Annotated in this window: 20 protein-coding genes; 13 read left to right on the top strand and 7 right to left on the bottom strand. The window is 60.5% G+C overall.

From position 1 onward, the window contains the following. Window positions 1-200: 200 nt before the first annotated feature. From PVA19_RS14275 to PVA19_RS14235, 9 genes are all read left to right on the top strand, one after another. A complete protein-coding gene (locus PVA19_RS14275; RefSeq protein WP_274103023.1) occupies window positions 201-1,472 on the top strand; it encodes a vWA domain-containing protein in 1,272 nt (423 codons plus the stop codon). 325 nt (window positions 1,473-1,797) lie between these two features. Further along, entirely contained in the window at window positions 1,798-4,260 is a 2,463-nt protein-coding gene (locus tag PVA19_RS14270; protein ID WP_111849410.1) for a glycogen/starch/alpha-glucan phosphorylase, read from the top strand. Then, a complete protein-coding gene (glgB, locus tag PVA19_RS14265) occupies window positions 4,260-6,467 on the top strand; it encodes a 1,4-alpha-glucan branching protein GlgB (RefSeq protein WP_113180873.1) in 2,208 nt (735 codons plus the stop codon). Before PVA19_RS14270 ends, glgB begins: the two co-directional genes overlap by 1 nt. A 120-nt stretch (window positions 6,468-6,587) precedes the next feature. Beyond that, a complete protein-coding gene (gene glgC, locus PVA19_RS14260) occupies window positions 6,588-7,850 on the top strand; it encodes a glucose-1-phosphate adenylyltransferase (RefSeq protein WP_062427843.1) in 1,263 nt (420 codons plus the stop codon). A gap of 5 nt (window positions 7,851-7,855) precedes the next feature. After that, entirely contained in the window at window positions 7,856-9,298 is a 1,443-nt protein-coding gene (gene glgA, locus PVA19_RS14255) for a glycogen synthase GlgA (protein ID WP_274103022.1), read from the top strand. Continuing rightward, window positions 9,299-10,930, top strand: coding sequence for an alpha-D-glucose phosphate-specific phosphoglucomutase (locus PVA19_RS14250; protein ID WP_111849406.1), 1,632 nt, complete (start codon window positions 9,299-9,301; stop codon window positions 10,928-10,930). 317 nt (window positions 10,931-11,247) lie between these two features. After that, entirely contained in the window at window positions 11,248-13,218 is a 1,971-nt protein-coding gene (glgX, locus tag PVA19_RS14245) for a glycogen debranching protein GlgX (RefSeq protein ID WP_274103021.1), read from the top strand. Between the two features lie 229 nt (window positions 13,219-13,447). Next, window positions 13,448-13,933: a MaoC family dehydratase gene (locus tag PVA19_RS14240; protein WP_062598907.1), complete on the top strand. Its 486-nt coding sequence runs from the start codon at window positions 13,448-13,450 to the stop codon at window positions 13,931-13,933. 113 nt (window positions 13,934-14,046) lie between these two features. Continuing rightward, on the top strand, window positions 14,047-15,084 hold the full coding sequence (locus PVA19_RS14235) for a DUF2332 domain-containing protein (protein WP_274103019.1): 1,038 nt from the start codon (window positions 14,047-14,049) through the stop codon (window positions 15,082-15,084). A gap of 45 nt (window positions 15,085-15,129) precedes the next feature. Here PVA19_RS14235 and PVA19_RS14230 read toward each other — a convergent pair whose 3' ends face one another. Beyond that, on the bottom strand, window positions 15,130-15,849 hold the full coding sequence (locus PVA19_RS14230) for a nucleotidyl transferase AbiEii/AbiGii toxin family protein (RefSeq protein WP_274103018.1): 720 nt from the start codon (window positions 15,847-15,849) through the stop codon (window positions 15,130-15,132). Window positions 15,850-15,852: 3 nt separating this feature from the next. Continuing rightward, on the bottom strand, window positions 15,853-16,056 hold the full coding sequence (locus PVA19_RS14225) for a hypothetical protein (RefSeq protein WP_062427972.1): 204 nt from the start codon (window positions 16,054-16,056) through the stop codon (window positions 15,853-15,855). 309 nt (window positions 16,057-16,365) lie between these two features. On the opposite strand from PVA19_RS14225, the gene PVA19_RS14220 reads away from it, so the two are divergent. After that, a complete protein-coding gene (locus tag PVA19_RS14220) occupies window positions 16,366-17,736 on the top strand; it encodes an APC family permease (RefSeq protein ID WP_274103017.1) in 1,371 nt (456 codons plus the stop codon). Window positions 17,737-17,812: 76 nt separating this feature from the next. Further along, window positions 17,813-18,445, top strand: a complete 633-nt coding sequence (locus tag PVA19_RS14215) for a LysE family translocator (protein WP_111849400.1) — start codon at window positions 17,813-17,815, stop codon at window positions 18,443-18,445. A 124-nt stretch (window positions 18,446-18,569) separates the two neighbouring features. On the opposite strand, the gene PVA19_RS14210 is transcribed toward PVA19_RS14215, so the two are convergent. From PVA19_RS14210 to PVA19_RS14190, 5 genes are read right to left on the bottom strand one after another with little or no spacing between them, the layout of a single operon-like run. Continuing rightward, window positions 18,570-19,118 carry a sarcosine oxidase subunit gamma gene (locus PVA19_RS14210; protein ID WP_111849398.1) on the bottom strand — a complete coding sequence of 183 codons (549 nt, stop codon included), beginning with the start codon at window positions 19,116-19,118 and terminating at the stop codon, window positions 18,570-18,572. Beyond that, window positions 19,111-22,071: a sarcosine oxidase subunit alpha gene (locus PVA19_RS14205; RefSeq protein ID WP_274103016.1), complete on the bottom strand. Its 2,961-nt coding sequence runs from the start codon at window positions 22,069-22,071 to the stop codon at window positions 19,111-19,113. The genes PVA19_RS14210 and PVA19_RS14205 overlap by 8 nt, the downstream gene beginning before the upstream one ends. Further along, on the bottom strand, window positions 22,068-22,382 hold the full coding sequence (locus tag PVA19_RS14200) for a sarcosine oxidase subunit delta (protein ID WP_274103015.1): 315 nt from the start codon (window positions 22,380-22,382) through the stop codon (window positions 22,068-22,070). Before PVA19_RS14200 ends, PVA19_RS14205 begins: the two co-directional genes overlap by 4 nt. Before the next feature lie 9 nt (window positions 22,383-22,391). Next, on the bottom strand, window positions 22,392-22,793 hold the full coding sequence (locus PVA19_RS14195) for a hypothetical protein (protein ID WP_274103014.1): 402 nt from the start codon (window positions 22,791-22,793) through the stop codon (window positions 22,392-22,394). Window positions 22,794-22,795: 2 nt separating this feature from the next. Beyond that, window positions 22,796-24,049, bottom strand: a complete 1,254-nt coding sequence (locus PVA19_RS14190; protein WP_062427831.1) for a sarcosine oxidase subunit beta family protein — start codon at window positions 24,047-24,049, stop codon at window positions 22,796-22,798. Between the two features lie 307 nt (window positions 24,050-24,356). Here PVA19_RS14190 and rpsU point away from each other — a divergent pair, with 307 nt between their 5' ends. Next, window positions 24,357-24,587: a 30S ribosomal protein S21 gene (rpsU, locus tag PVA19_RS14185; protein WP_062427830.1), complete on the top strand. Its 231-nt coding sequence runs from the start codon at window positions 24,357-24,359 to the stop codon at window positions 24,585-24,587. Between the two features lie 433 nt (window positions 24,588-25,020). Continuing rightward, entirely contained in the window at window positions 25,021-25,845 is an 825-nt protein-coding gene (locus PVA19_RS14180; RefSeq protein ID WP_274103311.1) for a tetratricopeptide repeat protein, read from the top strand. Window positions 25,846-26,047: the final 202 nt, after the last annotated feature.

Genomic DNA, 26,047 nt, shown 5'->3' with positions numbered 1-26,047 from the left:
TTTCAACCGCCCATCCCATTCTTCACCGATCGGGAGTTGTCTGCGGTAGAACAGCTGCAAGTAAAAAGCGTCACAGCTATAATTATTATTAAATAAAATGCCGCTTTGCTCAAACTGGATTGCTTGAGTTAGCAAATCATCAATAAAGCGTCGGTAAGTCTGCCCCTTATAAAACAAGGCGATAGCTGGGTGTTGGCCGAATGATGATGGGACGGACGTTTAAAAGCTTACTTGCCGACAAGCGCGGCAACTTCGCAATTCTGACTGCACTTGGTCTGCCTCTCCTCTTTGGTGCCGTTGGCGCTGGCATGGAAACCACCCGCGTCATGCAGGTGAAAAACGACATGCAGACCGTGCTCGACAGCGCAACGCTTGCTGTAGCCACCCATGCCCGCATCGACGAGGGCAAGAAGTCCGATGCAGAATATGCCGCCGAGGTAAGGCAGCGCCTGGAGAACTACGGGGTCGACGACGATGACGACGCAAGCGCCAGTGGAAACGGAAAAGGGAACGGGAACGGGAACGGGAACGGGAACGGGGCAGATAAGGGCAAATCGAAGAAGAAGAAACCTGAAGTCGACGCGATCGCGGAACGCTCCGACAACAAGAAGGGAACCGCCTTCAAAATTTCCGGTACCATCAGCCGGCAAGTCGAACTCAACCCTCTGATGGGTTTCTTAGGCTTTCAGACCATAACCTTGAGGGTCAGCAGCACCGCCCAAAGCTCCTTCAGCAAGGGTGCGGCCCTGTCTCTCTATCTGGTGCTGGACCGCTCCGGCTCCATGTCCTTTAAGACGGACACGGTGAACAAGAGCAAGGATACCTGCTCCAACTATTCGGAAAAGTCCTGGCCGAGGGCCGAATCCAACAAGCCGTGCTACGTCAGCAAGATGCAGTCGTTGCAAGAGGCCGTGTCTTATTTGATGGACACGCTGAACAAGTCCGACCCATCTTATAAAGATCACGGCAATCCGGAATCGGAGCTGGTTCGCACTGGTGCCATCGCCTATAACGACGTGCCCTTCGCGGCGCGCCAGTTGAGCTGGGGAACGTCCTCTGCCCGCTCCTATGTCAATGCCATTCCGCAATATCCGACCGGTGGTACAAATGCGGCCGTCGCGCTCAACACAGCCTTCACGGCGCTGAAAAGCAGCAATTCCAACGAGAAGAGAGAGCACGACAAAAACGGTAACAACGCATTTCAACGCTATGTCGTGTTGATGACGGACGGCGAAATGACGAGCACGGCGATCGACAACCAAGTGCGCTCCACCTGCGCTGCGGTCAAGGCAGACGGCATCCAGATCTTCACCGTCGCATTCATGGCCCCCGCAAAGGGCAAGTCGCTGCTGCAATATTGCGCTAGCAGCGCGGATAACTACTATGACCCCAATAACATGGAAGAGATCGTGGCCGCCTTCGGCGAGATCGCCCGAAAGGCCGCAAGCCTCCCCACACGCCTGATCAACTGACCTCCAGTTCACTCGATAAGTTTGCCAAGCGCGTGGCGAAAGCTACGCGCTCTTTGCCTTTTAAGAAAGCGTTTTAACGCCTACCTCGGCCCCTTTCTGGGCAATCGCTTCTCTTGCAAAAAGGGCTGTTGCCACAGCCGCTTATCGATGCATAAACTGCAATCGAAGCAGTGCAGCATGTCTGCGAACAGCAAGACGATTTTCGATCGTGACATGCAACAATGAAAGGATTGAAAGCGTGACGAGCCGCTCCCAAGGATCGCGACGCGCTTTGATCGACAGATAGACTCAGGCCCTCTCCTCCCATCAAGGTGCTGACCGACCCATGATCAACAAACTTGCCACCAACGACCTTCCCCGCCCCGCCCCGCGCAGTTCCGAACCGGATGTGCTTGCCTCTGAAATCATCGAGCGCCTCACCTACCGCATCGGCAAGGACGTCAAGGTCGCAAAGCCGCATGACTGGTTGACGGCCACCATTCTCGTCGTTCGCGACCGCATCATCGACAAGTGGATGGAATCCACCCGCAAGGCCTATCAGAACGATTCCAAGCGGGTCTATTACCTGTCGCTGGAATTCCTCATTGGCCGGCTGATGCGTGACGCCATTTCCAATCTGGAACTGATGGAGGAAATTCGCCAGGCGCTCACCTCGCTCGGCGTCGAGTTCGACGTGATCGCCGGACTGGAGCCGGATGCCGCACTCGGCAATGGCGGTCTTGGCCGTCTCGCCGCCTGTTTCATGGAATCCATGGCCACCGTCGATATCGCCGCCTATGGCTACGGCATCCGCTATGTCCACGGCCTGTTCCGCCAGCAGATGGCCGATGGCTGGCAGGTGGAACTGCCCGAGACCTGGCTTGCCCACGGCAACCCCTGGGAATTCGAGCGGCGTGAAAGCGCCTATGAAATCGGCTTCGGCGGCACGGTGGAAACCATTGGCGGCTATGAAGATCCGCAGCGCTTCCTGTGGAAACCGGCCGAGCGCATGATCGCCATGGCCTATGATACGCCGGTGGTCGGCTGGCGCGGCACCCGCGTCAACACGCTGCGCCTCTGGTCCGCCCAGCCAATCGATCCGATCCTGCTCGATGCCTTCAATGCCGGCGACCACATTGGCGCGCTGCGTGAAAGCAACAAGGCCGAGTCCCTCACCCGTGTTCTCTACCCGGCCGACGCGAACCCTGCCGGCCAGGAACTGCGCCTGCGCCAGGAATACTTCTTCTCGTCTGCCTCGCTGCAGGACATCCTGCGCCGTCACCTGCAGCAATATCCGGACTTCACCAATCTCCCGGACAAGGTCTCCATCCAGCTCAACGATACCCATCCGGCCATATCCATTGCCGAAATGATGCGCCTTCTCTGCGACGTGCATGGCATGGATTTCGAAGAGGCCTGGACGATCACCCGTGGCACCTTCTCCTACACCAACCACACGCTTCTTCCCGAAGCGCTGGAAAGCTGGCCGGTGCCGCTGCTTGAGCGGCTTCTTCCGCGCCACATGCAGATCATCTACGCGATCAATGCCAACACGCTGATCTTCGCCCGCAAGGAAAAGAAGCTCTCGGATGGCCAGATCCGCTCGATCTCGCTGATCGACGAAGGCGGCGAGCGCCGCGTGCGCATGGGTAACCTCGCCTTTATCGGCTCGCACTCCATCAACGGCGTGTCGGCGCTGCATACCGAGCTGATGAAGGAAACAGTCTTTTCCGACCTGCACATGCTGTTTCCAAACCGCATCAACAACAAGACCAACGGCATTACCCCACGCCGCTGGCTGATGCAGTGCAATCCGGGCCTGACGAGCCTGATCCGCGACGCCATCGGCGATGCCTTCATGGACGATGCCGAGAAGCTTCTCGATCTCGACCGCTTTGCCGAAGATTCCAGCTTCCGCGACAAGTTCGCCGAGATCAAGCGGCAGAACAAGGTGCGCCTTGCCAATACGGTAGCGCAGCGCATGGGCATCCGCGTCGATCCCTCCGCGCTCTTCGATATCCAGATCAAGCGCATCCACGAATATAAGCGCCAGCTGCTGAACCTGATCGAGGCGGTCGCTTTGTACGACCAAATTCGCTCGCACCCGGAACTGGATTGGGTTCCACGCGTTAAGTTCTTTGCCGGTAAGGCCGCGCCGAGTTATCACAACGCCAAGCTTATCATTAAGCTCGCCAATGATATCGCCCGCGTCATCAACAACGATCCGGCAGTGCGTGGGCTTCTGAAAGTGGTATTTATTCCGAATTACAACGTCTCGCTGGCCGAAATCATGGTGCCGGCCGCTGACCTGTCGGAGCAGATTTCCACCGCGGGCATGGAAGCGTCAGGCACCGGCAACATGAAATTCGCGCTCAATGGAGCACTCACCATCGGCACGCTCGACGGCGCCAATGTCGAGATGCTTGAGCATGTCGGCGAAGACAATATCGTCATCTTCGGCAAGACCGCAGACGAGGTGGCCAAGGCGCGCTCCGAGGGCCACAATCCGCGCGCCATCATCGAAAATTCGGCCGAGCTTGCTCAAGCCGTCTCTTCGATCGCGTCCGGCGTGTTTTCGCCTGACGACCGCTCGCGCTTCACCGGACTGATGGACGGTCTCTACAACAATGACTGGTTCATGGTCGCCGCCGATTTCGATGCCTATGCGCAAGCCCAGCGCGATGTCGATGCCATCTGGAGCAACCCCTCCAGCTGGTTTGAAAAAACCGTTCGCAATACCGCGCGCATGGGCTGGTTCTCGTCCGACCGGACGATCCGCCAATACGCCACGGAAATCTGGAGAGCCTGATGAAAAAACCGCTCAATTCGGCTGAAGAGAAGACTTTCAACTCCATACCCACGGCCGAAATCGAGGCAATCAAGAGCGGTTTGCATTCCAATCCCTTTGCAGTGCTCGGCGTCCACCAGACGCCGGGCACTCTCGTCGCCCGCTGTTTTATCCCGGGCGCCGAAGAAGTGACGGTCATGACCTTGGACGGCAACGTTGCCGGAGAGTTGACCCGCGTCGACGACGACGGCTTCTTCGAAGGTCCGATCACGATTACCAAGCGCCAGCCCGTGCGTTACCGCGCGCTTCGCGACGATGCCGAATGGGCGGTGACCGACCCCTATAGTTTCGGCCCCGTGCTCGGCCCGATGGACGATTATCTGGTGCGCGAAGGATCGCACTTACGTCTCTTCGACAAGATGGGCGCACATCCCCTGAAGCTTGAAGGCGTCGAGGGTTTCCATTTCGCGGTCTGGGCGCCGAATGCGCGCCGTGTCTCCGTCGTCGGCGATTTCAACAATTGGGATGGCCGCCGCCATGTGATGCGCTTTCGCAAGGACACCGGCATCTGGGAAATCTTCGCACCGGATGTCTATGCCGGCTGCGCCTACAAGTTCGAGATCATCGGCCCCCATGGCGAGCTTTTGCCGCTGAAGGCCGACCCTTACGCGCGCCGCGCCGAGCTTCGCCCGAAGAATGCCTCCGTCACCACGCCGGAGCTTGTCCAGCAATGGGAAGACGACGCGCACCGCAAGCATTGGGCCAGCATCGATCAGCGTCGCCAGCCGATCAGCGTCTATGAGGTCCACGCTGCCTCCTGGCGCAAGCATCAGGACGGCTCCATGCTGACCTGGGACGAGATGGCCGCCCAGCTCATCCCCTATTGCGCCGACATGGGCTTCACCCATATCGAATTCCTTCCCATCACCGAACACCCCTATGATCCCTCCTGGGGCTACCAGACGACCGGCCTTTATGCGCCGACCGCCCGCTTTGGCGAGCCGGAGGGTTTTGCCCGCTTCGTCAACGGCGCCCACAAGGTCGGCATCGGCGTCATCCTCGACTGGGTGCCGGCCCATTTCCCCACCGACGAGCATGGCTTGAAGTGGTTCGACGGTACCGCCCTTTATGAGCATGCCGATCCGCGTCAGGGCTTCCACCCAGACTGGAACACCGCGATCTACAATTTCGGTCGCGTCGAGGTCATGTCCTACCTCATCAACAATGCGCTCTACTGGGCGGAAAAATTCCACCTCGACGGCCTGCGCGTCGATGCGGTCGCCTCGATGCTCTATCTCGATTACTCCCGCAAGGAAGGCGAGTGGATCCCCAACGAATATGGCGGGCGCGAGAACCTGGAATCGGTTCGCTTCCTGCAGAAGATGAACACGCTGATCTATGGCAACCATCCGGGCGTCATGACCATTGCGGAAGAATCCACCTCCTGGCCCAAGGTCTCCCAGCCCGTGCATGAGGGCGGTCTCGGCTTCGGCTTCAAGTGGAACATGGGCTTCATGCACGACACGCTGAGCTATTTTGCCCGCGAACCCGTGCATCGCAAGTTCCACCATCAGGAACTGACCTTCGGTCTGCTCTACGCCTTCAGCGAGAATTTCGTGCTGCCGATCTCGCATGACGAAGTGGTGCATGGCAAAGGTTCGATGATTGCCAAGATGCCGGGCGACGACTGGCAGAAATTCGCCAATCTTCGCGCCTATTACGCCTTCATGTGGGGCTATCCGGGCAAGAAGCTGCTGTTCATGGGTCAGGAATTTGCGCAGTGGAGCGAATGGAGCGAGAAGGTCTCGCTCGACTGGAACCTCCTGCAGTACCACATGCATGAAGGCATGCGCCGCCTGGTGCGCGATCTGAACTTCACCTACCGCTCCAAGGCCGCCCTTCATGCCCGCGACTGCGAGCCGGAAGGCTTCGAATGGCTGATGGCCGACGATCACGACAATTCCGTGCTGGCATGGCTGCGCCGTGCGCCGGGCGAAAAGCCGGTGGCGGTCATCTCCAACCTGACGCCGGTCTATCGCGAGAATTTTTACGTGCCGCTTCCCGCCGCAGGGCGCTGGCGCGAAATTCTCAACACCGATGCCGAGATCTATGGCGGGACGGGCAAGGGCAATGGCGGGCGCGTGCAGGCGGTGGATGCCGGCGGCAGCATCGGCGCGACGCTCACACTTCCGCCGCTCGCCGTCATCATGCTGGAGCTGGAAAACTAATCCGCCTCTCGTCGCAGGGACATGAGGCAGAGGAAAATGAACACGTGATGGGAAACCTTAAAATCTCCCCACACGTTTGAGACCAAGGGAACCGTGGAATTTTATGGGAGGACAGGACCGATGAGTGAAAAGAGAATTCAGCCTCTGGCACGTGATGCAATGGCATATGTGCTGGCTGGCGGGCGCGGCAGCCGCCTCAAGGAACTCACCGACCGCCGCGCAAAGCCTGCGGTCTATTTCGGCGGCAAGGCACGCATTATCGATTTCGCGCTCTCCAATGCGCTGAACTCGGGCATCCGCCGCATTGGCGTCGCCACGCAGTACAAGGCGCATTCGCTGATCCGCCACCTGCAGCGCGGCTGGGACTTCTTCCGCCCGGAACGTAACGAAAGCTTCGATATTCTGCCCGCCTCCCAGCGCGTTTCCGAAACGCAATGGTACGAAGGCACCGCAGACGCCGTCTACCAGAATATCGACATCATCGAGTCTCACGGCCCCGAATATATGGTCATCCTCGCCGGCGACCATATCTACAAGATGGACTATGAATACATGCTGCAGCAGCATGTGGATTCCGGCGCGGACGTGACGATCGGTTGCCTGGAAGTGCCGCGCATGGAAGCCACCGGTTTCGGCGTCATGCATGTCAACGACAAGGACGAGATCATCGCCTTCATCGAAAAGCCGGCCGACCCGCCGGGCATTCCGGGCGATGAGGAAAACGCTCTCGCCTCCATGGGCATCTACGTCTTCCACACCAAGTTCCTGATGGAATGCCTGCGCCGCGATGCCAGCGACCCGAATTCCAGCCGCGACTTCGGCAAGGACATCATCCCCTATATCGTCGAACATGGTAAGGCCGTCGCGCACCGCTTCGCCTCCTCCTGCGTGCGCTCCGATTTTGAGCACGGTCCATACTGGCGCGATGTCGGCACCATCGATGCCTACTGGCAGGCCAATATCGATTTGACCGATATCGTTCCGGATCTGGATATCTACGACAAGTCCTGGCCGATCTGGACCTATGCCGAGATCACGCCGCCGGCGAAATTCGTGCATGACGACGAAAACCGCCGCGGCTCGGCGGTCTCCTCCGTCGTCTCGGGCGATTGCATCATCTCCGGCGCATCGCTGAACCGCAGCCTGCTGTTTACCGGTGTGCGCGCAAACTCCTATTCGCGCCTCGAAAATGCCGTCGTGCTGCCAAGCGTGAAGATCGGCCGCCACGCGCAGCTCAGCAATGTCGTCATCGACCACGGCGTCGTCATCCCGGAAGGGCTGATCGTCGGCGAGGACCCGATCCTCGATGCCAAGCGGTTCCGCCGCACGGACAACGGCATCTGCCTGATAACCCAATCGATGATCGACAAGCTGGACCTGTGAGCCTCATGAATGTTCTTTCGGTCACATCCGAAATCTATCCGCTGATCAAGACCGGGGGGCTTGCGGATGTTTCCGGCGCGCTCCCCATCGCGCTGAAAGCCTGCGGCGTTCACACCCGCTCGCTCATCCCCGGCTACCCCGCCGTCAAATCGGCGGTCAAGGACGCCCACAAGGTCGGGGAGTTTCCCGATCTTCTGGGTGAACATGCCGATATTCTGGCAGGCGAGCATGAGGGTCTGGACCTCCTGATCCTCGACATTCCCTCGCTCTATGACCGCCCCGCCGGCCCCTATCTCGATTCCACCGGCAAGGATTTCGCCGACAACTGGAAGCGCTATGCCGCCCTTTCGCTGGCCGCTGCCGAAATCGCCGCAGGCAAGCTTGCCGGCTGGCAGCCAGATCTCCTGCATGCGCATGACTGGCAGTCCGCAATGGCCCCGGTCTATATGCGCTATGCCGAGACGCCGGAAATTCCAAGCCTGCTGACCATCCACAATATTGCCTTCCAGGGTCAGTTCGGCGCCAATATCTTTTCCGAACTGCGCCTGCCGGCCCATGCCTTTTCCACCGAAAGCATTGAATATTATAACGATATCAGCTTTCTGAAGGGCGGCCTGCAGACGGCAACGGCGCTCAGCACGGTGAGCCCGTCCTATGCCGAGGAAATCCTGACCCCGGATTACGGCATGGGGCTCGAGGGCGTCATCCGCGCCCGCGCCCAGGCGCTGCATGGCATCGTCAACGGCATCGATGCCGAGGTCTGGAACCCGGCAATCGACCATCTGATCCAGGAAAACTATACGGCTGCAAACCTGAAGCTGCGCGCCATCAACAAGGCCGCCGTCGCCAACCACTTCCGGGTCGATCACGACAACGGTCCGCTCTTCTGCGTCATCTCCCGCCTCACCTGGCAAAAGGGCATCGACCTGATTGCCGAGGTTGCCGACGATATCGTCGAGATGGGCGGTCGTCTGGTGGTGCTGGGTGCCGGCGAGATTGCGCTGGAAGGCGCGCTGATGGCCGCCGCCACCCGTCATCCCGGACGCGTCGGCGTTGCCGTCGGCTATAACGAGCCGCTGTCGCACCTGATGCAGGCCGGCAGCGATGCCATCATCGTTCCCTCCCGCTTCGAGCCCTGTGGCCTGACCCAGCTTTATGCGCTGCGCTATGGCTGCGTGCCCGTCGTTGCACGCAACGGGGGCTTGAACGATACCGTGATCGATGCCAATCACGCTGCTGTTTCCGCCAAGGTCGCCACCGGCGTCCAGTTCTCCTCCGTCACCCCGGAAGGACTGCGCCAGGCGCTCCGCCGCACCATGCGATATTACCGAGACCCGAAGCTGTGGACGCAGATGCAGAAGCAGGGGATGAAATCGGATGTTTCCTGGGAAAAGAGCGCAGGGCTGTATGCCGCGCTCTACACCCAACTTTTGTCGAAAGGCCATTGAATGTCGATCAAGACCGTCCAGACCACGCCGTTTCAGGATCAGAAGCCCGGAACCTCCGGCCTTCGCAAGAAGGTGCCGGTTTTCGCGCAGGAGAACTACGCGGAAAACTTCATCCAGTCGATCTTCGACAGCCTCGAGGGCTTTGCCGGTGAGGCGCTGGTGATCGGCGGCGATGGCCGCTACTACAATCGTGAGGTCATCCAGAAGGCGATCAAGATGGCCGCAGCCGCAGGCTTCGGCAAGGTTCTGGTCGGCCAGGGCGGCATTCTCTCCACGCCTGCTGCCTCCAACGTCATCCGCAAATACAAGGCTTTCGGCGGCATCGTTCTCTCCGCCAGCCACAATCCCGGTGGCCCCAACGAAGACTTCGGCATCAAGTACAATATCGGCAATGGCGGCCCGGCGCCCGAAAAGATCACCGACGCCATCTTCGCCCGCACCAAGTCGATCGAAACCTACCGCATCGCCGATGTTGCCGATATCGATCTCGACCGGATCGGCACGAGCGACGTCGCCGGCATGCAGGTGGAAGTCATCGATCCGGTGGCCGATTACGCCACGCTGATGGAAGAACTCTTCGACTTCGGTGCGATCCGCGATCTGATCGCAGGCGGCTTCAAGGTCGTGGTCGATTCCATGAGCGCGGTGACTGGCCCCTATGCGGTCGAAATCATCGAGAAGCGCCTTGGCGCACCGGCAGGCTCGGTTCGCAACTCCGTACCGCTGCCGGATTTCGGCGGCCATCACCCAGACCCGAACCTCGTTCACGCCAAGGAACTCTATGACGACGTGATGAGCCCGGAAGGCCCCGATTTCGGCGCCGCTTCCGATGGCGACGGCGACCGCAACATGGTCGTCGGCAAGGGCATGTTCGTCACGCCGTCGGATTCGCTTGCCATCATCGCCGCCAACGCCAAGCTGGCGCCCGGCTACGCATCTGGCATTTCCGGCATCGCCCGCTCCATGCCGACGAGTGCCGCCGCAGACCGCGTGGCGGAAAAGCTCGGCATCGGCATGTATGAAACGCCGACCGGCTGGAAGTTCTTCGGCAACCTGCTGGATGCCGGCAAGGTCACCGTCTGCGGCGAGGAAAGCTTCGGCACCGGCTCCAACCATGTGCGCGAAAAGGACGGTCTCTGGGCCGTGCTCTTCTGGCTGAACATCGTCGCCGCCCGCAAGGAAAGCGTCAAGGACATCGTCACCAAGCACTGGGCCGAATATGGCCGCAACTATTACTCGCGCCACGACTATGAAGAAGTCGACAGCGACGCCGCCAACACGCTGGTCGCCATACTGCGCGAGAAGCTGGCGACGCTTCCCGGCACCACTTACGGCAACCTGAAGGTCGCCAAGGCCGACGACTTTGCCTATCACGATCCGGTCGATCAGTCGGTCAGCAAGAACCAGGGCATCCGCATCCTCTTCGAAGGCGGCTCGCGCATCGTGTTGCGCCTCTCCGGCACCGGCACCTCCGGCGCCACGCTGCGCCTCTATGTCGAGCGCTACGAGGCCGATGCGGCCCGCCACACTATCGAAACCCAGGAAGCGCTGGCCGACCTCATCGCTGCGGCAGACACGATTGCCGGCATCAAGAAGCACACAGGCCGCGATGCGCCGACGGTGATTACCTGATCTGCGGCTGGGGGGGTGGGCTGTCATGGCTCGCCTCCCTTTTGCGGGTGGCCACCCCCCTCTGCCCTGCCGGGCATCTCCCCCTCAAGGGGGGAGATCGGCAAGAGGCAAGCTTCCGCTTCGTATCAAGCTTGGTGCTGAAGAAACCTCCTCACGGAGGTAGCAAGAAAAGCGAGCGGCCAACCCCAACCCGATCTCCCCCCTTGAGGGGGAGATGTCCGGCAGGACAGAGGGGGGTCCTAAAGAACAGACGGGCCGCGCCTTCGCACCAAAAGAGACGCAAGCCCCAACTCACAAACCACCAAAGGGACCAGCCCATGCCAACCCACCCAGCGTTCCCCCAAGGTGCAGTCCCCACGCCAACAGGCACCCAGTTTTCCGTCTACTCCCAAAACGCCACGAAAATCGAACTCTGCCTCTACGACGCCAGCGGCAACACCGAAACCGCGCGCCTGCACATGCAGCGTGACGAGGACGGCATCCATCGCCTCACCGTTGCGCAAGCCACCACAGGCACCCGCTACGGCTACCGCGCCCACGGCCCTCACGCGCCAGACCACGGCCAATGGTTCGACCCGGCCAAGCTCCTCCTCGACCCCTACGCAACCACGATCGACCGCCCTTTCCAGAACCACCCCTCCCTCTTCACCTTCGGCGAAGACACCAGCGCCGTCATGCCGAAGGCGATCGTCTCCAGCGACACGCCGATCACGCCCGAGCCACCCCGCTTCACCCGCACCGGCCTGATCTATGAAGTGGCCGTCAAGCCCTTCACCATGCTGCACCCCGACATACCGGAAGCCATTCGCGGCACGGTCGCAGCGCTCGCCCACCCCACCATCATCGCGCATCTGAAAAAGATCGGCGTCAGCGCCGTGGAATTGATGCCGATCACCGCCTGGATCGACGAACGGCATCTGCCGCCGCTCAATCTCACCAATGGCTGGGGTTACAACCCCGTCGGCTTCATGGCGCTCGATCCGCGGCTCTGCCCTGGCGGTATCGCCGAACTGCGCGACACTGTCGCCAAACTGCATGATGCAGGCATTGGCGTGATCCTCGATCTCGTCTTCAACCATACGGGCGAGAGCGATCGCTTCGGCTCGACGCTATCGCTGCGCGGTCTCGACAACCTCACCTATTACCGTCACGCATCCGACGATCCCGGCACGCTGATCAACGACACCGGCACCGGCAATACGCTTGCTTGCGATCACCCACAGGTGCGCCATCTCGTCATCGAAACGCTCCGCCACTTCGTCGCCCATGCCGGTATCGATGGCTTCCGCTTCGATCTCGCCCCCGTTATCGGCCGCACAGCGGAGGGCTTCGATCCGCAAAGCGAAACCCTGCGCCAGATGCATGAAGACCCGCTTTTGGCCGACCGGGTGCTGATCGCAGAACCCTGGGACATCGGCCCCGGCGGCTATCAACTCGGCAATTTTCCGGCCTCGTTCCTCGAATGGAACGACCGGGCGCGTGACGATATCCGCCGCTACTGGCGTGGCGACGATTATACGATCGGCGCGCTCGCCGATGCGCTTGCCGGTTCTGCCCCGATCTTCTCACGCAACGCGCGCACCGAAACCCGCAGCGTCAACTTCATCGCCGCCCATGACGGCTTCACGCTTTTCGATCTCGTCGCCCACGCCCACAAACACAATGAGGCGAATGGCGAGGAGAACCGCGACGGCCACAATGACAATCACTCGTGGAACAATGGCATCGAGGGCCTGACCGACGATCCGGCGGTCAACGCTGCCCGGATCGCCGACGTCAAGGCGCTGCTCGCCACCCTCTTCGTCACCCGCGGCACGGTGATGCTGGCGGCGGGCGATGAAGGTGGGCGCAGCCAGCGCGGCAACAACAACGCCTATGCCCAGGACAACGAGATCACCTGGGTGGACTGGCAAGCCCTTTCCCCCGATCTGATCGACCACACCGCCTTTCTGGCCAAGCTGCGCCAGCGCTTCGCAGTCTTTGGCGAAAGCACTTTCTTCTCAACCGGCAACGGCGAGATCGAATGGCTTTCGCCCTTGGGCGACCCCATGCGCGACGAGGACTGGAACCGCCCGGATGCCACCACCTTCGCCATGGTGCTGAAAACACTGGACAGGCAGACCAGCAAGACGGTTCGCTTGGCCATTCTGTTCAACCGCAGCCGCAACGCCATTCCCTTCACCTTGAAGGGCGAAGGCTGGAAACCGCTCGGCGTCGATTTCGGCGTTCCCGCCTGGTTGCCACCCCGCTCCGTCGTCTTTTATGTGGGTGCACCCCGCCTCCTTTAGGGGAGGCCCTCATTCTTTTAGCATCGGCTTTGCGAAATCGGTTCCGATTTCCCGTCCGATGATGTAGCCGTTGATGACACGCATTCACCTGCCCTATAGCGCGTCGCCGTCCTATTGGACGCATAAAGACGCTCTATCTCGTAGACTCACCGCATCGTGCTTTCCGAAAATCGATTCCGACTTTCGGGCCGATACGGTAGAGTCTCCATCATGAAAAGGACCACGCGCTGTGAAAGACGTATCGCTTAGTGAAGTGAAGGGTTTGGTCGGCACGGAAGTGGGAGTATCCGACTGGATCACCGTCGATCAGGCAATGATCGATGCCTTTGCGGGGGCCACGCTGGATGACCAGTTCATCCACACCGATCCTGAACGTGCCAAGGCCGAGAGCCCTTTCGGCGGCACGATTGCCCATGGCTTCCTGACGCTTTCGCTGCTGTCGGCCATGAACTACAGCGCACTGCCGAAAATCCGCGAACAGACCATGGGCATCAATTACGGCTTCGACAAAGTCACCTTCGTCGCCCCGGTCAAGAGCGGCGCGCGCGTGCGCGGCCGTTTCACCCTGGCCGAAGCCCGCTTTCGCGGCGCATCGATGCTGACCAACACCTACGACGTGACGGTGGAAATCGAAGACGAACGCAAACCGGCGCTCACCGCCCGCTGGACCACCATCTCGCAATTCGATCCGAAGGACAGGCCGGAGGACGCGTAAGGCATGGTCGGCGCAAACGGTTCGACGGTTTACGATCGCAAAGACCTGAGGCGTCTGACGCGTATCTAAAAGATCGCGACACGTCTTAGAACAGGCAGAGGACGGAGGGCACCATGCCGGAAGCAATCGTTCGAGAAGCATTCCAGACGCAGGCGCAAGCGTGCGATGCGCTCGGTTCGCCCTTCACCGCCAGGCTCTGCCGGCTGCTTGCCGAAAAGCTGGACAGCGCGCAAGGCACCGTTGCCCACACCATCCTCACATGGCCCGGCCCGCCCGGTCCCAGCGACGACTCCGTGCCCTTGCGCACCGCCGGGTGCCTGCATGCGCTGGTTCGTTCAAACCGGATCAGCCCGCTGACCGAACTCAATGACACCGACCTCTGGACCGCCTGCCAGCAAGCCTTTCAGGAGCACAAGGCCTTCATCCTAGAGCGACTGAAGTTCCCGCCGCAAACCAACGAAGTCCGCCGCTCCGCGGCCCTCCTGCCTGGTCTCTTCATCGTCGCCGAGCGCACCGGCAGGCCGCTCATCCTTTCAGAGGTTGGCGCAAGCGCCGGCCTCAACCTCCAGCTCGACCGCTATCGCTACCGCCTTGGCGAAACGGAATGGGGAACGGGCAGTCCCGTCTTCCTCTCGCCGGAATGGCGCGGCGAAGCGCCAGCCATCCCGCTTAGCTTCACCGTCCTCGAACGCGCCGGCTGCGACCTCAATCCCTTGAATCCATCCAATCCCGACGACCGCCTGCGCCAGCTCTCCTACATCTGGGCAGACCAGGCGGACCGCCTGGAGCGCACGCAAAATGCGCTCACCATCGCCGCCGACAATCACCTGCAGGTGGAAAAGGCAGACGCGATCGACTGGCTGGCAGGACGGCTCGAAACCTCGAAGCCCGGCGCCACCCATGTCATCTTCCACTCCGTCGCCTGGCAGTATTTTCCAGACAGCCTCAAACAGAAGGGCGAAGCGCTGATCACTGAGGCCGGAAGCCGCGCCACCCCGGACGCCCCGCTCGCCCGCCTCCAGATGGAAGGCGATGGCCAGCCACGCGGTGCCGCACTGACCCTGCAAATCTGGCCCACGGGTGAAAAACAGGAGATCGGCCGAGCGGATTTTCACGGGCGCTGGGTGGATTGGAAGGGCTGGGTGCGGTGACCGTCACATAGGTAGCGTGCTCAAAGCCAAGCCTTTATTCGAAGCTCAATCCGGCTCCTGATCGACCGTTGGGTTCGCATGCGCTCCCAATATCCGCGACGCAAGCTGCCGGTCCATCTGCATGCCGTCCATACAGGTGTGGAGCCATTCTCTGTCCTGAATCAACGCGACAGCCCTGGAATACGCGCTCGTAACCGTCTCACCGTAAGCGTCTCGAGCTTTCTGCCACGCCGCAGCAGGAACATTGCCCCACGCAGCAATCATCATCGACAGATCGATAATATCTCTGCTGTAAACGGCCTTATCAGGCCAGCGGTCCGCATTCGCCAAAAGCTTCTCAGCGAACATATCGCTTCTGCTCAGCACCGGGACGCCGTAGCGCTCATCCATCTGCCCGGAAAGATCGATACGACCCTCGCGTACGATCTCGAACTTGATGCGGGTATCGTCCACCTGCACAAAGGTCCGAATACCATATTGGTCGGCCCGCATGTCTCGCAGAGTTGAAACCCGGCCAATCGACTTCCCAGTCGATTTGGCAAGCCCCGAAAATCGTCTGCTCCACACGGCTTCGCGGAGCATCCTGTAGCCTTCCTGAGACGAACAGAGAAAGTCGATATCGACGCTTTCACGATACTCGTCGAGGCTAAGGACGATCGCGGTCTCGCCGCCGAAAAAACATTCAGCGCGTTTCAGCAACTCTCCGTCGAGAGAGTTCAGCACGGTCAGGACAGCGTTATGATGCGGACGGCGGAAAGTACTCATATGTCAGGATGCTATCAGCAAAGGGCCGTATCGCTCAACCAGATCGTCGATCAACGCTTTCTCTTCTGTGGTCAGTGCCTCAGTGTCGACAAAGCGCCAATTGCGCTCGTAGATCGAGAACGCTTCTTCGCCAGTCAAGCACGCGTTCGCGTCCCTGCTCCAGCAGAGCATCTGCAATTGCGGATAATGGCCGACCTGTATCTGCATCATATCCTCTATAGAAGGCTCCAGCCAAGGCTGCCAGGCTGCAATGAAGTACTAACCTGTTCCCCTCGTCGTCCTCGGGCTCGGCCACGAGGGTCCCTGCTTTCAATGGCTCGTGGTTAGTCGAGCCCGACCATGACGGGTCGGGCGCGGCTTCAGCCCTTCGCCCAAAAGCTGTATCCTCTATAGCAGAAACCATCGCCATTCCTCCAGCCAATTCCAGCGCAAGCACTTGGCGCCATTTGCTCTTCTCTCGCGGGAACCTTCATCCAGCCCTCACGTTAAAGCCGATATTATTTGGGGGAATTCTATATGGCGCAAAACATTACACAACCGGATGATGCAGGCGAGCAAAGCACTGAGCTTAAACGCGTCATGGGGCCGGGGCTGCTTCTTCTGTTCATCGTCGGGGATATTCTCGGCACCGGCATCTACGCGCTGACCGGTCAGGTCGCCGCCGAAGTGGGTGGCGTGGTCTGGCTGCCCTTCCTCATCGCTTTTGCCGTGGCACTTTTGACCGCCTGCAGCTATCTCGAACTGGTGACGAAATATCCGCGCGCCGCAGGCGCTGCCCTTTATACCCACAAGGCTTTCGGCGTTCACTTCATCACCTTCCTCGTCGCCTTCACCGTCATGTCGTCGGGTGTGACCTCCGCCTCCACCGCCTCGCGCGCCTTTGCCGCCAATTTCGCCACCGTCACCGGCTTCGATTTCGGCGGCTTCGGTGTCACCGGCATCGCTATTGCCTTCATCGTTGCCGTCGCACTCATCAATTTCCGTGGCGTCGGTGAAAGCGTGAAGATGAATGTGGTGCTGACGGTGGTGGAGCTGACCGGCCTGCTGTTGATCATCTGCATCGGCTTCTGGGCCATCGGCAATGGTCAGGGCGATGTGTCGCGCGCCTGGACCTTCCAGCCTGCGGGTGAACACGGCGTCATCTGGTCGGTGGTGGCCGCCACCACACTTGCCTTCTTCGCCATGGTCGGTTTTGAGGATTCGGTCAACATGGCCGAAGAATGCAAGCAGCCCGCCCGCATCTTTCCGAAAGTGCTGCTCGGCGGTCTCGTCATCACCGGCATCATCTATATTCTGGTCGCCATTTCCGCCATCACCCTCGTGCCCGCTGCCGAACTCGGCGAAGGCGAAACGCCGCTCTTGAAGGTGGTACAAGCCGGCGCGCCAAACTTCCCGATCGGCATCTTCGCCGTCGTCACTATGTTTGCCGTCGCCAATTCGGCGCTGATCAACATGATGATGGCAAGCCGCCTGATCTACGGCATGAGCCGCGAAGGCGTGCTTCCGCCAGCCCTCGGCAAGGTCCATTCCGGCCGCCGCACGCCCTTTGTGGCGATCATCTTCACCTCGCTGATCGCCGTCGGACTCATCGCCTTTGCCGGCGGTGTTCCAGCGCTTGGCGGTACAACGGCTCTCCTGCTGCTCGGCGTTTTCACCATCGTCAATGTCGCGGTGCTGGTGCTGCGCAAGGACAAGGTGGCGCACAAGCACTTCCGCACACCGACCATCCTGCCGGTGCTCGGCGCCATCAGCTGCTTCTTCCTCGTCGGCCCATGGACCGGGCGCGATCCGGTGCAATATTCGATTGCGGGCGTCTTGCTCCTGATCGGCGTCGTTCTCTGGGCAGCAACGGTGGGCTTCATGCGGGCACAGGCGAAATCGGCTTAGCGGCACAACGGCGCTTGCTATCTGCGTCGCCCATGATAGATCGGAATTCCGGCCTCATTTTCAAAAGGAAAATACCATGCCGGAATTCCCCACCCTCATGCTCTTTGCCGCCGCAGCCCTCGTGCTGACGGCTACACCCGGTCCGGATATGCTGCTGATCGCCTCGCGCAGTGTCAGCCAGGGCCGGTCCGCAGGTTTTCTGACCTATGCCGGAATAGCCGCCGGGACCTATTGCCACGCGATTGCCGCAGCCTTGGGCCTCTCGCAATTGTTTCTGACGGTACCGGTCGCCTACGAGATCGTCCGCTGGGCGGGTTGCGCCTATCTCTTGTATCTTGCCGTCAAAACCGTGCGCTCACAGGGCGCGGGCTTTTCGCCCACAACCGGATTGAAACGGCTGTCCTCAAGACGGATTTTTCTGGAAGGCCTCGCCACCAACATCCTCAACCCGAAAATGGCGCTCTTCGTTCTGGCGCTCTTTCCGCAGTTCATCAATCCGGATGGCAATGCGCTCGTCCTCCAGATGGTGATCCTCGCCACCATCCTGAACGGCATCGGCTTTCTGGTGAATGGCACCGTGATTCTTCTTGGCAGCAACATCCGCCAGCGGCTTTCCGGCATCAGCCGCTTTCCCAAACTGCCGCACTATCTACTGGCAGGGGTCTTTGCCGGGCTCGCCTGCCGTCTGGCGCTGGGATCAAGGCAGTAGAAAGAGCGGCACGGAGAGGCCGGTCAGGACGAGGGGCAAAACCCAACCTGCGTCATCCTCGGGCTCGACCCGAGGATCCATCTTTTCAACGGCTTAGGGCGCCTGAATGACTAAAGCGCGCGCCTCAAGCGTCCCGCGAACCCTCGTCCAGCAGACCGAACACATAGTCCGCAAAGGAGCGCCAGCACTCCACGCGAAAGGTGTCATCGGCCACGCGCAGCAGCACCACTTCCGCCTTGCCGAAGACTGTGCGGGTGCAGGCGCCGACCGGGAAGGCGGCAAGCGAGAGGTCCTGCGGGCAGCCGGCATTGATCGTCGTTTCGGCGCCGGGGCCGGAAACGATGATGGCGAGGTTGCGGTGGGAGACGTCGGTTGCGGAAAACAGTCCGGTCGTGCTGGAAAGTGCTGCCATCAGGTCGGCTTCGCCCTGGTCGATGACCAGCCACTCATCCGGGCCGATCCACAAGGCCGAGCGCAGTCCCGAGGTCGCAGAGGTTTTCGGGCGTGTCGGCAGGGCAAGTTCGAGCGCCTGAGATACGGCCTCCACCGCCTCTGGCCGCGCGCGCAGCACCAGCCGGTAGGCCGGTGCCGCAGGCTTGATGGATGTACCGGCGGAACCGCCATGCACGCCGTCGAGAACGAATGTACGCTTTGCTGTCGCCAAATCAGCCATTGATCCGGCCTCCTTCCTTGTCGAAGAACACCATGTCCGTCACCTCGACTGCAATCGTCCTGTCGGCAAGCGGAATGTAGAGGGTCTCACCCATCCGCGCCCGGCCATCGGCCACCAGACCGAAAGCGATGGCGCGACCGAGATTTTCGGACCAGTAGGACGATGTGACGTGACCGAGCATTGTCATCGGCTTGGGTGCATTCGGATCGACGACGATCTGGCCGCCCTCTTCCGGCACCTCATGCGCGTTCTTCGGCAAGAGACCGACAAGCTGCTTGCGGCCGCTGCGGGTCAGATCCGGGCGCTGCAGACCGCGAATACCGACGAAGTCCGTCTTCTTCTTGGAGACAGCCCAGCCAAGGCCCGCATCGTCGGGCGTCACCGTGCCATCGGTATCCTGGCCGACGATGATGTAGCCCTTTTCGGCGCGCAGCACGTGCATTGTCTCGGTGCCATAAAGGCAGCCGCCGACGGCTTTCGCCCGCTCGGCAATGGCCTGCCAAACGGCCGGGCCGAAATCGGCAGGTACGTTGACTTCGAAGCCGAGTTCGCCGGTAAACGACACGCGGAAAAGACGCGTCGGCACGCCGCAGATCTTGCCTTCCGCCACCGCCATATGCGGGAACGCTTCGGGCGAAAGATCGATACCTTCCACCAGCGGCGCAATCACCTCGCGCGCCTTCGGTCCCTGCACCGCGATCACCGCCCATTGTTCGGTGGCGGAGGTCAGCCAGACGTTGAGATGCGGGAATTCCGTCTGCAGATAGTCTTCCATGTGGTGCAGCACGCGTGGCGCGCCGCCCGTCGTCGTCGTCACGTGGAAGCGGTCTTCCGCCATGCGACCGACAACACCGTCATCATAGACGAAACCGTCTTCGCGGGTCATGATGCCGTAGCGGCAGCGACCGGGCTTCAGCGTATCCCAGGCATTGGTGTAGAGCAGGTTGAGGAACTTCGCCGCATCCGGGCCGACAACCTCGATCTTGCCGAGCGTGGAGGCATCGAAGACGCCAACGCTTTCGCGCACCGTCTTGCACTCGCGGTTGACTGCCTCATGCATGTCTTCGCCCGCACGCGGATAGTACCAGGCGCGCTTCCAGTTACCGACATCCTCGAAGGCCGCACCTTCTGCTTCTTCCAAGGCATGCATCGGCGTCTTGCGGGCCGGATCGAACAGCTTGCCACGCGAATGGCCGACCAGCGTACCGAAGGTCACCGGCGTGTAAGGTGCGCGGAAGGTGGTGAGACCGACCTTCGGCAGATCGCGGCCCAGCGCTTCCGATGCAATGGCAAGACCATGCATGTTGGACATCTTGCCCTGGTCGGACGCCATGCCGTTGGTGGTGAAGCGCTTGATGTGCTCGATGGAGTGCATGCCTTCGCGTACCGCAAGGCGGATATCCTTGGCGCAGACATCGTGCTGGAAGTCGATGAAGGCCTTGACGCTTTGGTCTGCACCCGCACCTTCGGCAGCGCCGATCATGCCGCCCGTCCAGGTGTTGGCATTGCTGCCGGAAACGGCAACTTCGCCGCCCCCAGCCGCAGCCGCTTCGGAAAGCAGCGCGGAGAGATCGTCGGTACCGTTGCAGGCGCCGATCGAAACGCAGTCCTGCACGTGCACGTCGGGCAGGAAGCGCTGGTTCGGCGCGTCATATTTCAGTTTGCCGCGAGACTGCGAGAAGAGATGGACCGATGGCGTCCAGCCGGCCGAGACGATCAGCGCATCGACAGCGATCTTGCGCTTGCCCGAACCGCCATTGCGGCCAACCGTCATGGAGGTGACGCGAAGGCGGCCCGCCGTATCGAAGACGCTGTGGCCAGCCAGAACCTCGATACCAAGCGCGCGCGCCTCGTCCAGAAGCTTTGCGCTCGGATTAGGACGGCAATCGACGATCGCCGCGATCTTGACACCGGCGCGCTTCAGGTCGAAGGCCGCCTCATAGGCGCTGTCCTGGGCGGTGTAGACACCAACATTGTGGCCGACAGCCACGCCATACTGGTTGAGATAGGTGCGGGCAGCGGACGCCAGCATGATGCCGGGGCGGTCGTTATTGGCGAATACCATGTGGCGCTCGATGGCGCCGGTCGCCATCACCACCTTCTTGGCGCGCACCTGCCACAGGCGCTCGCGCGGCTCATGCAGCGCCGGGCTTGCCAGGTGGTCGGTCACGCGCTCGGCCAGGCCGATGAAGTTGTGGTTGTAGTAACCGAAGACGGTGGTGCGGGTCAGCACCTCCACATTCGGCATCGCCTTCAGCTCGGCCAAAACCGACTGCGCCCAGTCATAGCCGTTCTTGCCGTCGATCACGGTGCCGCTTTCAAAGCGCAGCGCACCGCCAACCGTCGGGTTCTCGTCGACCAGCATGACCTTGGCACCCGTCTTGGCCGCAGAAAGCGCCGCCGTCAGACCGGCAGCACCGCCACCGGCCACCAGCACGTCGCAATGGGCATAACGGCTGGCATATTGGTCGGTATCGCCCTGTTTCGGCGCGCTGCCGAGACCCGCGGCGCGGCGGATGATCGGCTCATAGAGCTTGTGCCATGCCGCCTTCGGCCACATGAAGGTCTTGTAGTAGAAGCCCGCCGCAAAGAAGGGCGAGAAGAAATCGTTGATCGCGCCGACATCGAAGGACAGCGACGGATAGCGGTTCTGCGACGAGACGATCGCCCCGTCGAAGACTTCCTGCACCGTGGCGCGCACGTTCGGCTGGCGGCGGGAGGCATCGCGCGACACGTCGATCAGCGCATTCGGCTCTTCCGGACCGGCAGACAGAAAGCCGCGCGGACGGTGATATTTGAACGAGCGGCCGATCAGGTGCACGCCATTTGCCAGCAATGCGGAGGCAACCGTGTCTCCCTGAAGCGCAGTATAGCTCTTGCCGTCGAAGTTGAAGCGGGCGGTGCGGGCAGGCGTCAGGCGGCCGGCACCCTTGATACGGTAAGCGCCACTCATCGGGCTGCTCCTTCGCTGGAGGAGAGAAGCGAAGCCTCATCCGGCTTCGGCTCGCCCGCCTTGTATGTCAGGTAAAACTTGTCGGTCACGGAATGGCGCGCCGCGTTGAAGAAGCGGCCGCAGCCATGGATATGGCGCCAGCGCTCATAGACCATGCCCTTGTCGTTATCGCGCATGAAGAAATACTCGGCAAACTCCTCGTCGGAGATCCCGGCAATGTTTTCAGGGCGGGCAATATGCGCCTCGCCAGCCCAGCGGAACTCCAGCTCGGAGCGTTCTTCTTCGCAATATGGACAACGGATCAGCAGCATGATGTTCCCTCAAAGAGAGCTTTCCGGAATCACCGTTCCGGCGGGTTGGTCACACAGGCGCTTTCCCATGGTGATGTAGGGGGAGAGCCTGTTCGTCAGATCTTCAAAATTCGTATAGGGCCGAAACGCGTTGCCGCGCCCGATATTGACCACCGCCATCGACATCAGATTGCTGTCGAGGGCGACGGGATATTCATTCTCGCCATCTGCACCCTTCGGCACGAAATAGACGAGCTTCTGGCCAAGGCTTGGAGCGCACATCAGGAAGCCCTCTTCCGCCAGAAACGGCCAGTTGTCCTCTCCCTGCACCTTGCGGATGGCCTGCACTCGAAAATCGCCAGCCTCGGGAACAACCGGACCGGCATCGGCCGCAGAGGCCATACACATGGCTGCAAGGAGAGCAGCCGGCATCTTCAATGGGCAACCGCCGCGGCTGCCGCCTCGTCGATCAACCGTCCAGTGCGGAACCGGTCGAGGTTCAGCCCTGCCGCCAGCCGGTGCGGCTCGCCGCGCGCAATCAGATGCGCGAAGAGATGCGCAGAGCCTGGCGTGGCCTTGAAGCCGCCCGTACCCCAGCCGCAATTGACAAAGAGGTTTGGAACCGGCGTCACGCTCTGGATCGCCGAACGATCCGGTGTGTTGTCGGTAATGCCGCCCCACTGGCGCATCATCTTCACACGACGGAAGATCGGGAAGAGTTCGCAGATGGCGTCCAGCGTATGCGTGATGATCTGCAGGCCGCCGGTCTGCGAATAAGAGTTGTACTGGTCGGTACCGGCACCGATGACCAGCTCGCCCTTGTCGGACTGCGAGATATAGGCATGCACGGTGTTGGACATCACCACGCAGGGGAAGATGGGTTTCAGCGGCTCGGAGACCAGAGCCTGCAACGGGTTGGAAGCAAGCGGCACGCGCACATCGGCCATTTTCATGATGACGGAGGAGTGACCGGCCGCCGATACGCCGATCTTCTTGGCGCCAATGAAGCCACGATTGGTTTCCACACCCGTCACTGCGCCATCCGGCCCACGACGGATCGCGGTGACTTCGCAGTTCTGGATGATGTGGACGCCGCGATCGGACGCCGCACGGGCATAGCCCCAGGCAACAGCATCGTGACGGGCGGTACCACCGCGACGCTGCAGGGCAGCACCATTGATGGCGTAGCGCGCGTTCGCAGAAATATCGAGTGGCGGACAGTAGGCCTTGGCCTCTTCCGGCGTCAGCCATTCATTGTCGATGCCATAGAGGCGGTTGGCATTGATATGGCGCTTGAAGGACTGCTGGTCATGCACATTGTGCGACAGCATCATCACGCCGCGTGCCGAATACATGACGTTGTAGTTCAGATCCTGGCTCAAGCCTTCCCACAATTTGAGGGAGTGCTCGTACATATCCATGCTCTCTTCATAGAGATAGTTCGAGCGGATGATGGTGGTGTTGCGGCCGGTATTGCCGCCGCCGAGCCAGCCCTTTTCCAGAACGGCAATATTCGTGATGCCATGTTCCTTGGCCAGATAATAAGCGGCACCGAGACCATGGCCGCCGCCACCGATGATGATGACGTCATATTCCTTGCGCGGCTCGGGAGAAGCCCACTGGGCATCCCATCCCTTGTGGGCCCGCATTGCCTCGCGAGCCACGGCAAAAACAGAAAATTTGCGCATTCGCAAGCAACTCCCTGAAGACACGCTGGATTATTCCGGCTGAGACCTATGAATGGCAAATATGCGCAGTGTTCAGTGTTCATTTTGCGACGCCGCGACATGATTGTTTTGACATGCGTCATAACTTTCTCGGCACCCCTTGTATTTTCACCGAGAGACACAGTTAACGGCTGGACTTCAAGGAAACGATCTGATATTGCACCACACCAATCGCGCGGCCAACCCGGCCACACGAACGCTTTTTTGTTTGCCTGCGAATGCCTTTATTCGCATGGCAAGATAACCAACCTAAAGGAACGGGATTCACGTGCAGGTACTAGTCCGCGATAACAACGTTGATCAGGCGCTTCGCGCTCTCAAGAAGAAAATGCAGCGCGAAGGTATCTTCCGCGAAATGAAGATGCGTGATTATTACGAGAAGCCTTCGCAGAAGCGCGCTCGCGAAAAGGCTGAAGCCGTTCGCCGCGTTCGCAAGCTTGCTCGCAAGCGCATGCAGCGCGAAGGTCTGATTGCTGCTCCACGTGCTGCGAGCCGCTAATAGGCCGTCTTTTCGACGTTTTTGAATGCTTATGGGGCGGGGGCGATTATTTCGCCGCCGCTCTTTGAGTTTTACAGCATCGGCCCAAAAATCGGATAGGGTTTTCGGAAAGCACGATGCGTGGCTCAAAGAAGATGGAGCGTCCTTTGTGCGTCCAATAGGACGCACGGCGCTCTAAAGCATGTCGCGCAAAAGCGGTGACCGGTTTTGCGATAACGACATGCGAGAGAAGAAGGCCTAAAGCGTGAAGGAGCGGATCTGAAAGATCGCGACACGGTTTAGCATGTCTGAATTCGCTTTGCACGATCGGGCCTGCATAATTGGCTCTGCATGATCAGCCTTGAGAGGGAACCCATACCGCATGAACGCTGTTGATACCGGTGAATCCAGACGTCCTATCGCCCTGTTCCACGGCGTATCTCAGAGAAAAACCATGCGGCTTTCTTCCACCCTCATCCTCTGCGGCATGGTTGCGGCTCTTGCCGGCTGCGCCACCACCAACACGACAAACGACGTGTTCCAGATCGACCGCGCTCAAGGGTCTGAACAGAACATCGCCTCGCTGACCTCGGTCATCAACGCCAACCCGCAGGATCCGGAAGGCTATAACGTCCGTGGCTCGGCTTACGGCCGCGCCGGTGACTCCAAGCGCGCCATTGCCGACTTCAATCAGGCCCTGCAGCTCAATCCACGCTTCTATCAGGCTTACGCCAACCGCGCGCTCGTCTACCGCAACATGGGCCAGCAGCAGCAGGCGCTGCAGGATTATAACAGCGCGCTGCAGATCAACCCGAATTACGACGTGGCGCTGATCGGTCGCGGCAACCTCTACCGCCAGACGGGCCGCACCAACGAAGCCTTCAACGACTTCACCGCCGCCATCAACACCGACACCACCGATGGCCGCGCCTATCACAATCGCGGCCTGATCTACCAGCTGCGCAGCCAGCACAGCCAGGCCATCGAAGATTTCTCCAAGGCCATCTCGCTTTCGCCCAACTCGCCCGAGCCATACAACGGTCGCGGCATTTCCTATGTGGCGCTGAACGACGACGAAAACGCCTTTGCCGATTTCAACCACGCCATCGCGCTGGATGACAGCCGCGCGGAATCCTGGGCCAACCAGGCACTGGTCTATGAGCGCCGCGGCGAACGCGACAAGGCGCTGAAATCCTACAACCACGCCGCCCGCCTCGACCCCAAATACAAGCCCGCCGTCGACGGCCTCGCCCGCATGCGCGGCGCTGGCGCGTCGTAAGCGTTCTTCCGAACGCCGTCCGTCCTTCCGGACACCACAGTAAAATACGCCAATGGCTCTTCTTCTGTGTACTCTGTGATAAGAGGTAGGCGGGTTTCCTTCCGCGCGACGTTGATGTAACGCTAAACCCCTCCTCCCCGTCATCCTCGCCCTTGAGGCGAGGATCCACGACCCAATCCTCAAGTGATCGAAAAACATGGAT

Source organism: Agrobacterium sp. CNPSo 3708 (assembly GCF_028674915.1).
Lineage (GTDB): Bacteria > Pseudomonadota > Alphaproteobacteria > Rhizobiales > Rhizobiaceae > Agrobacterium > Agrobacterium cavarae.
This window is presented reverse-complemented; position numbering and strand designations above follow the sequence as displayed.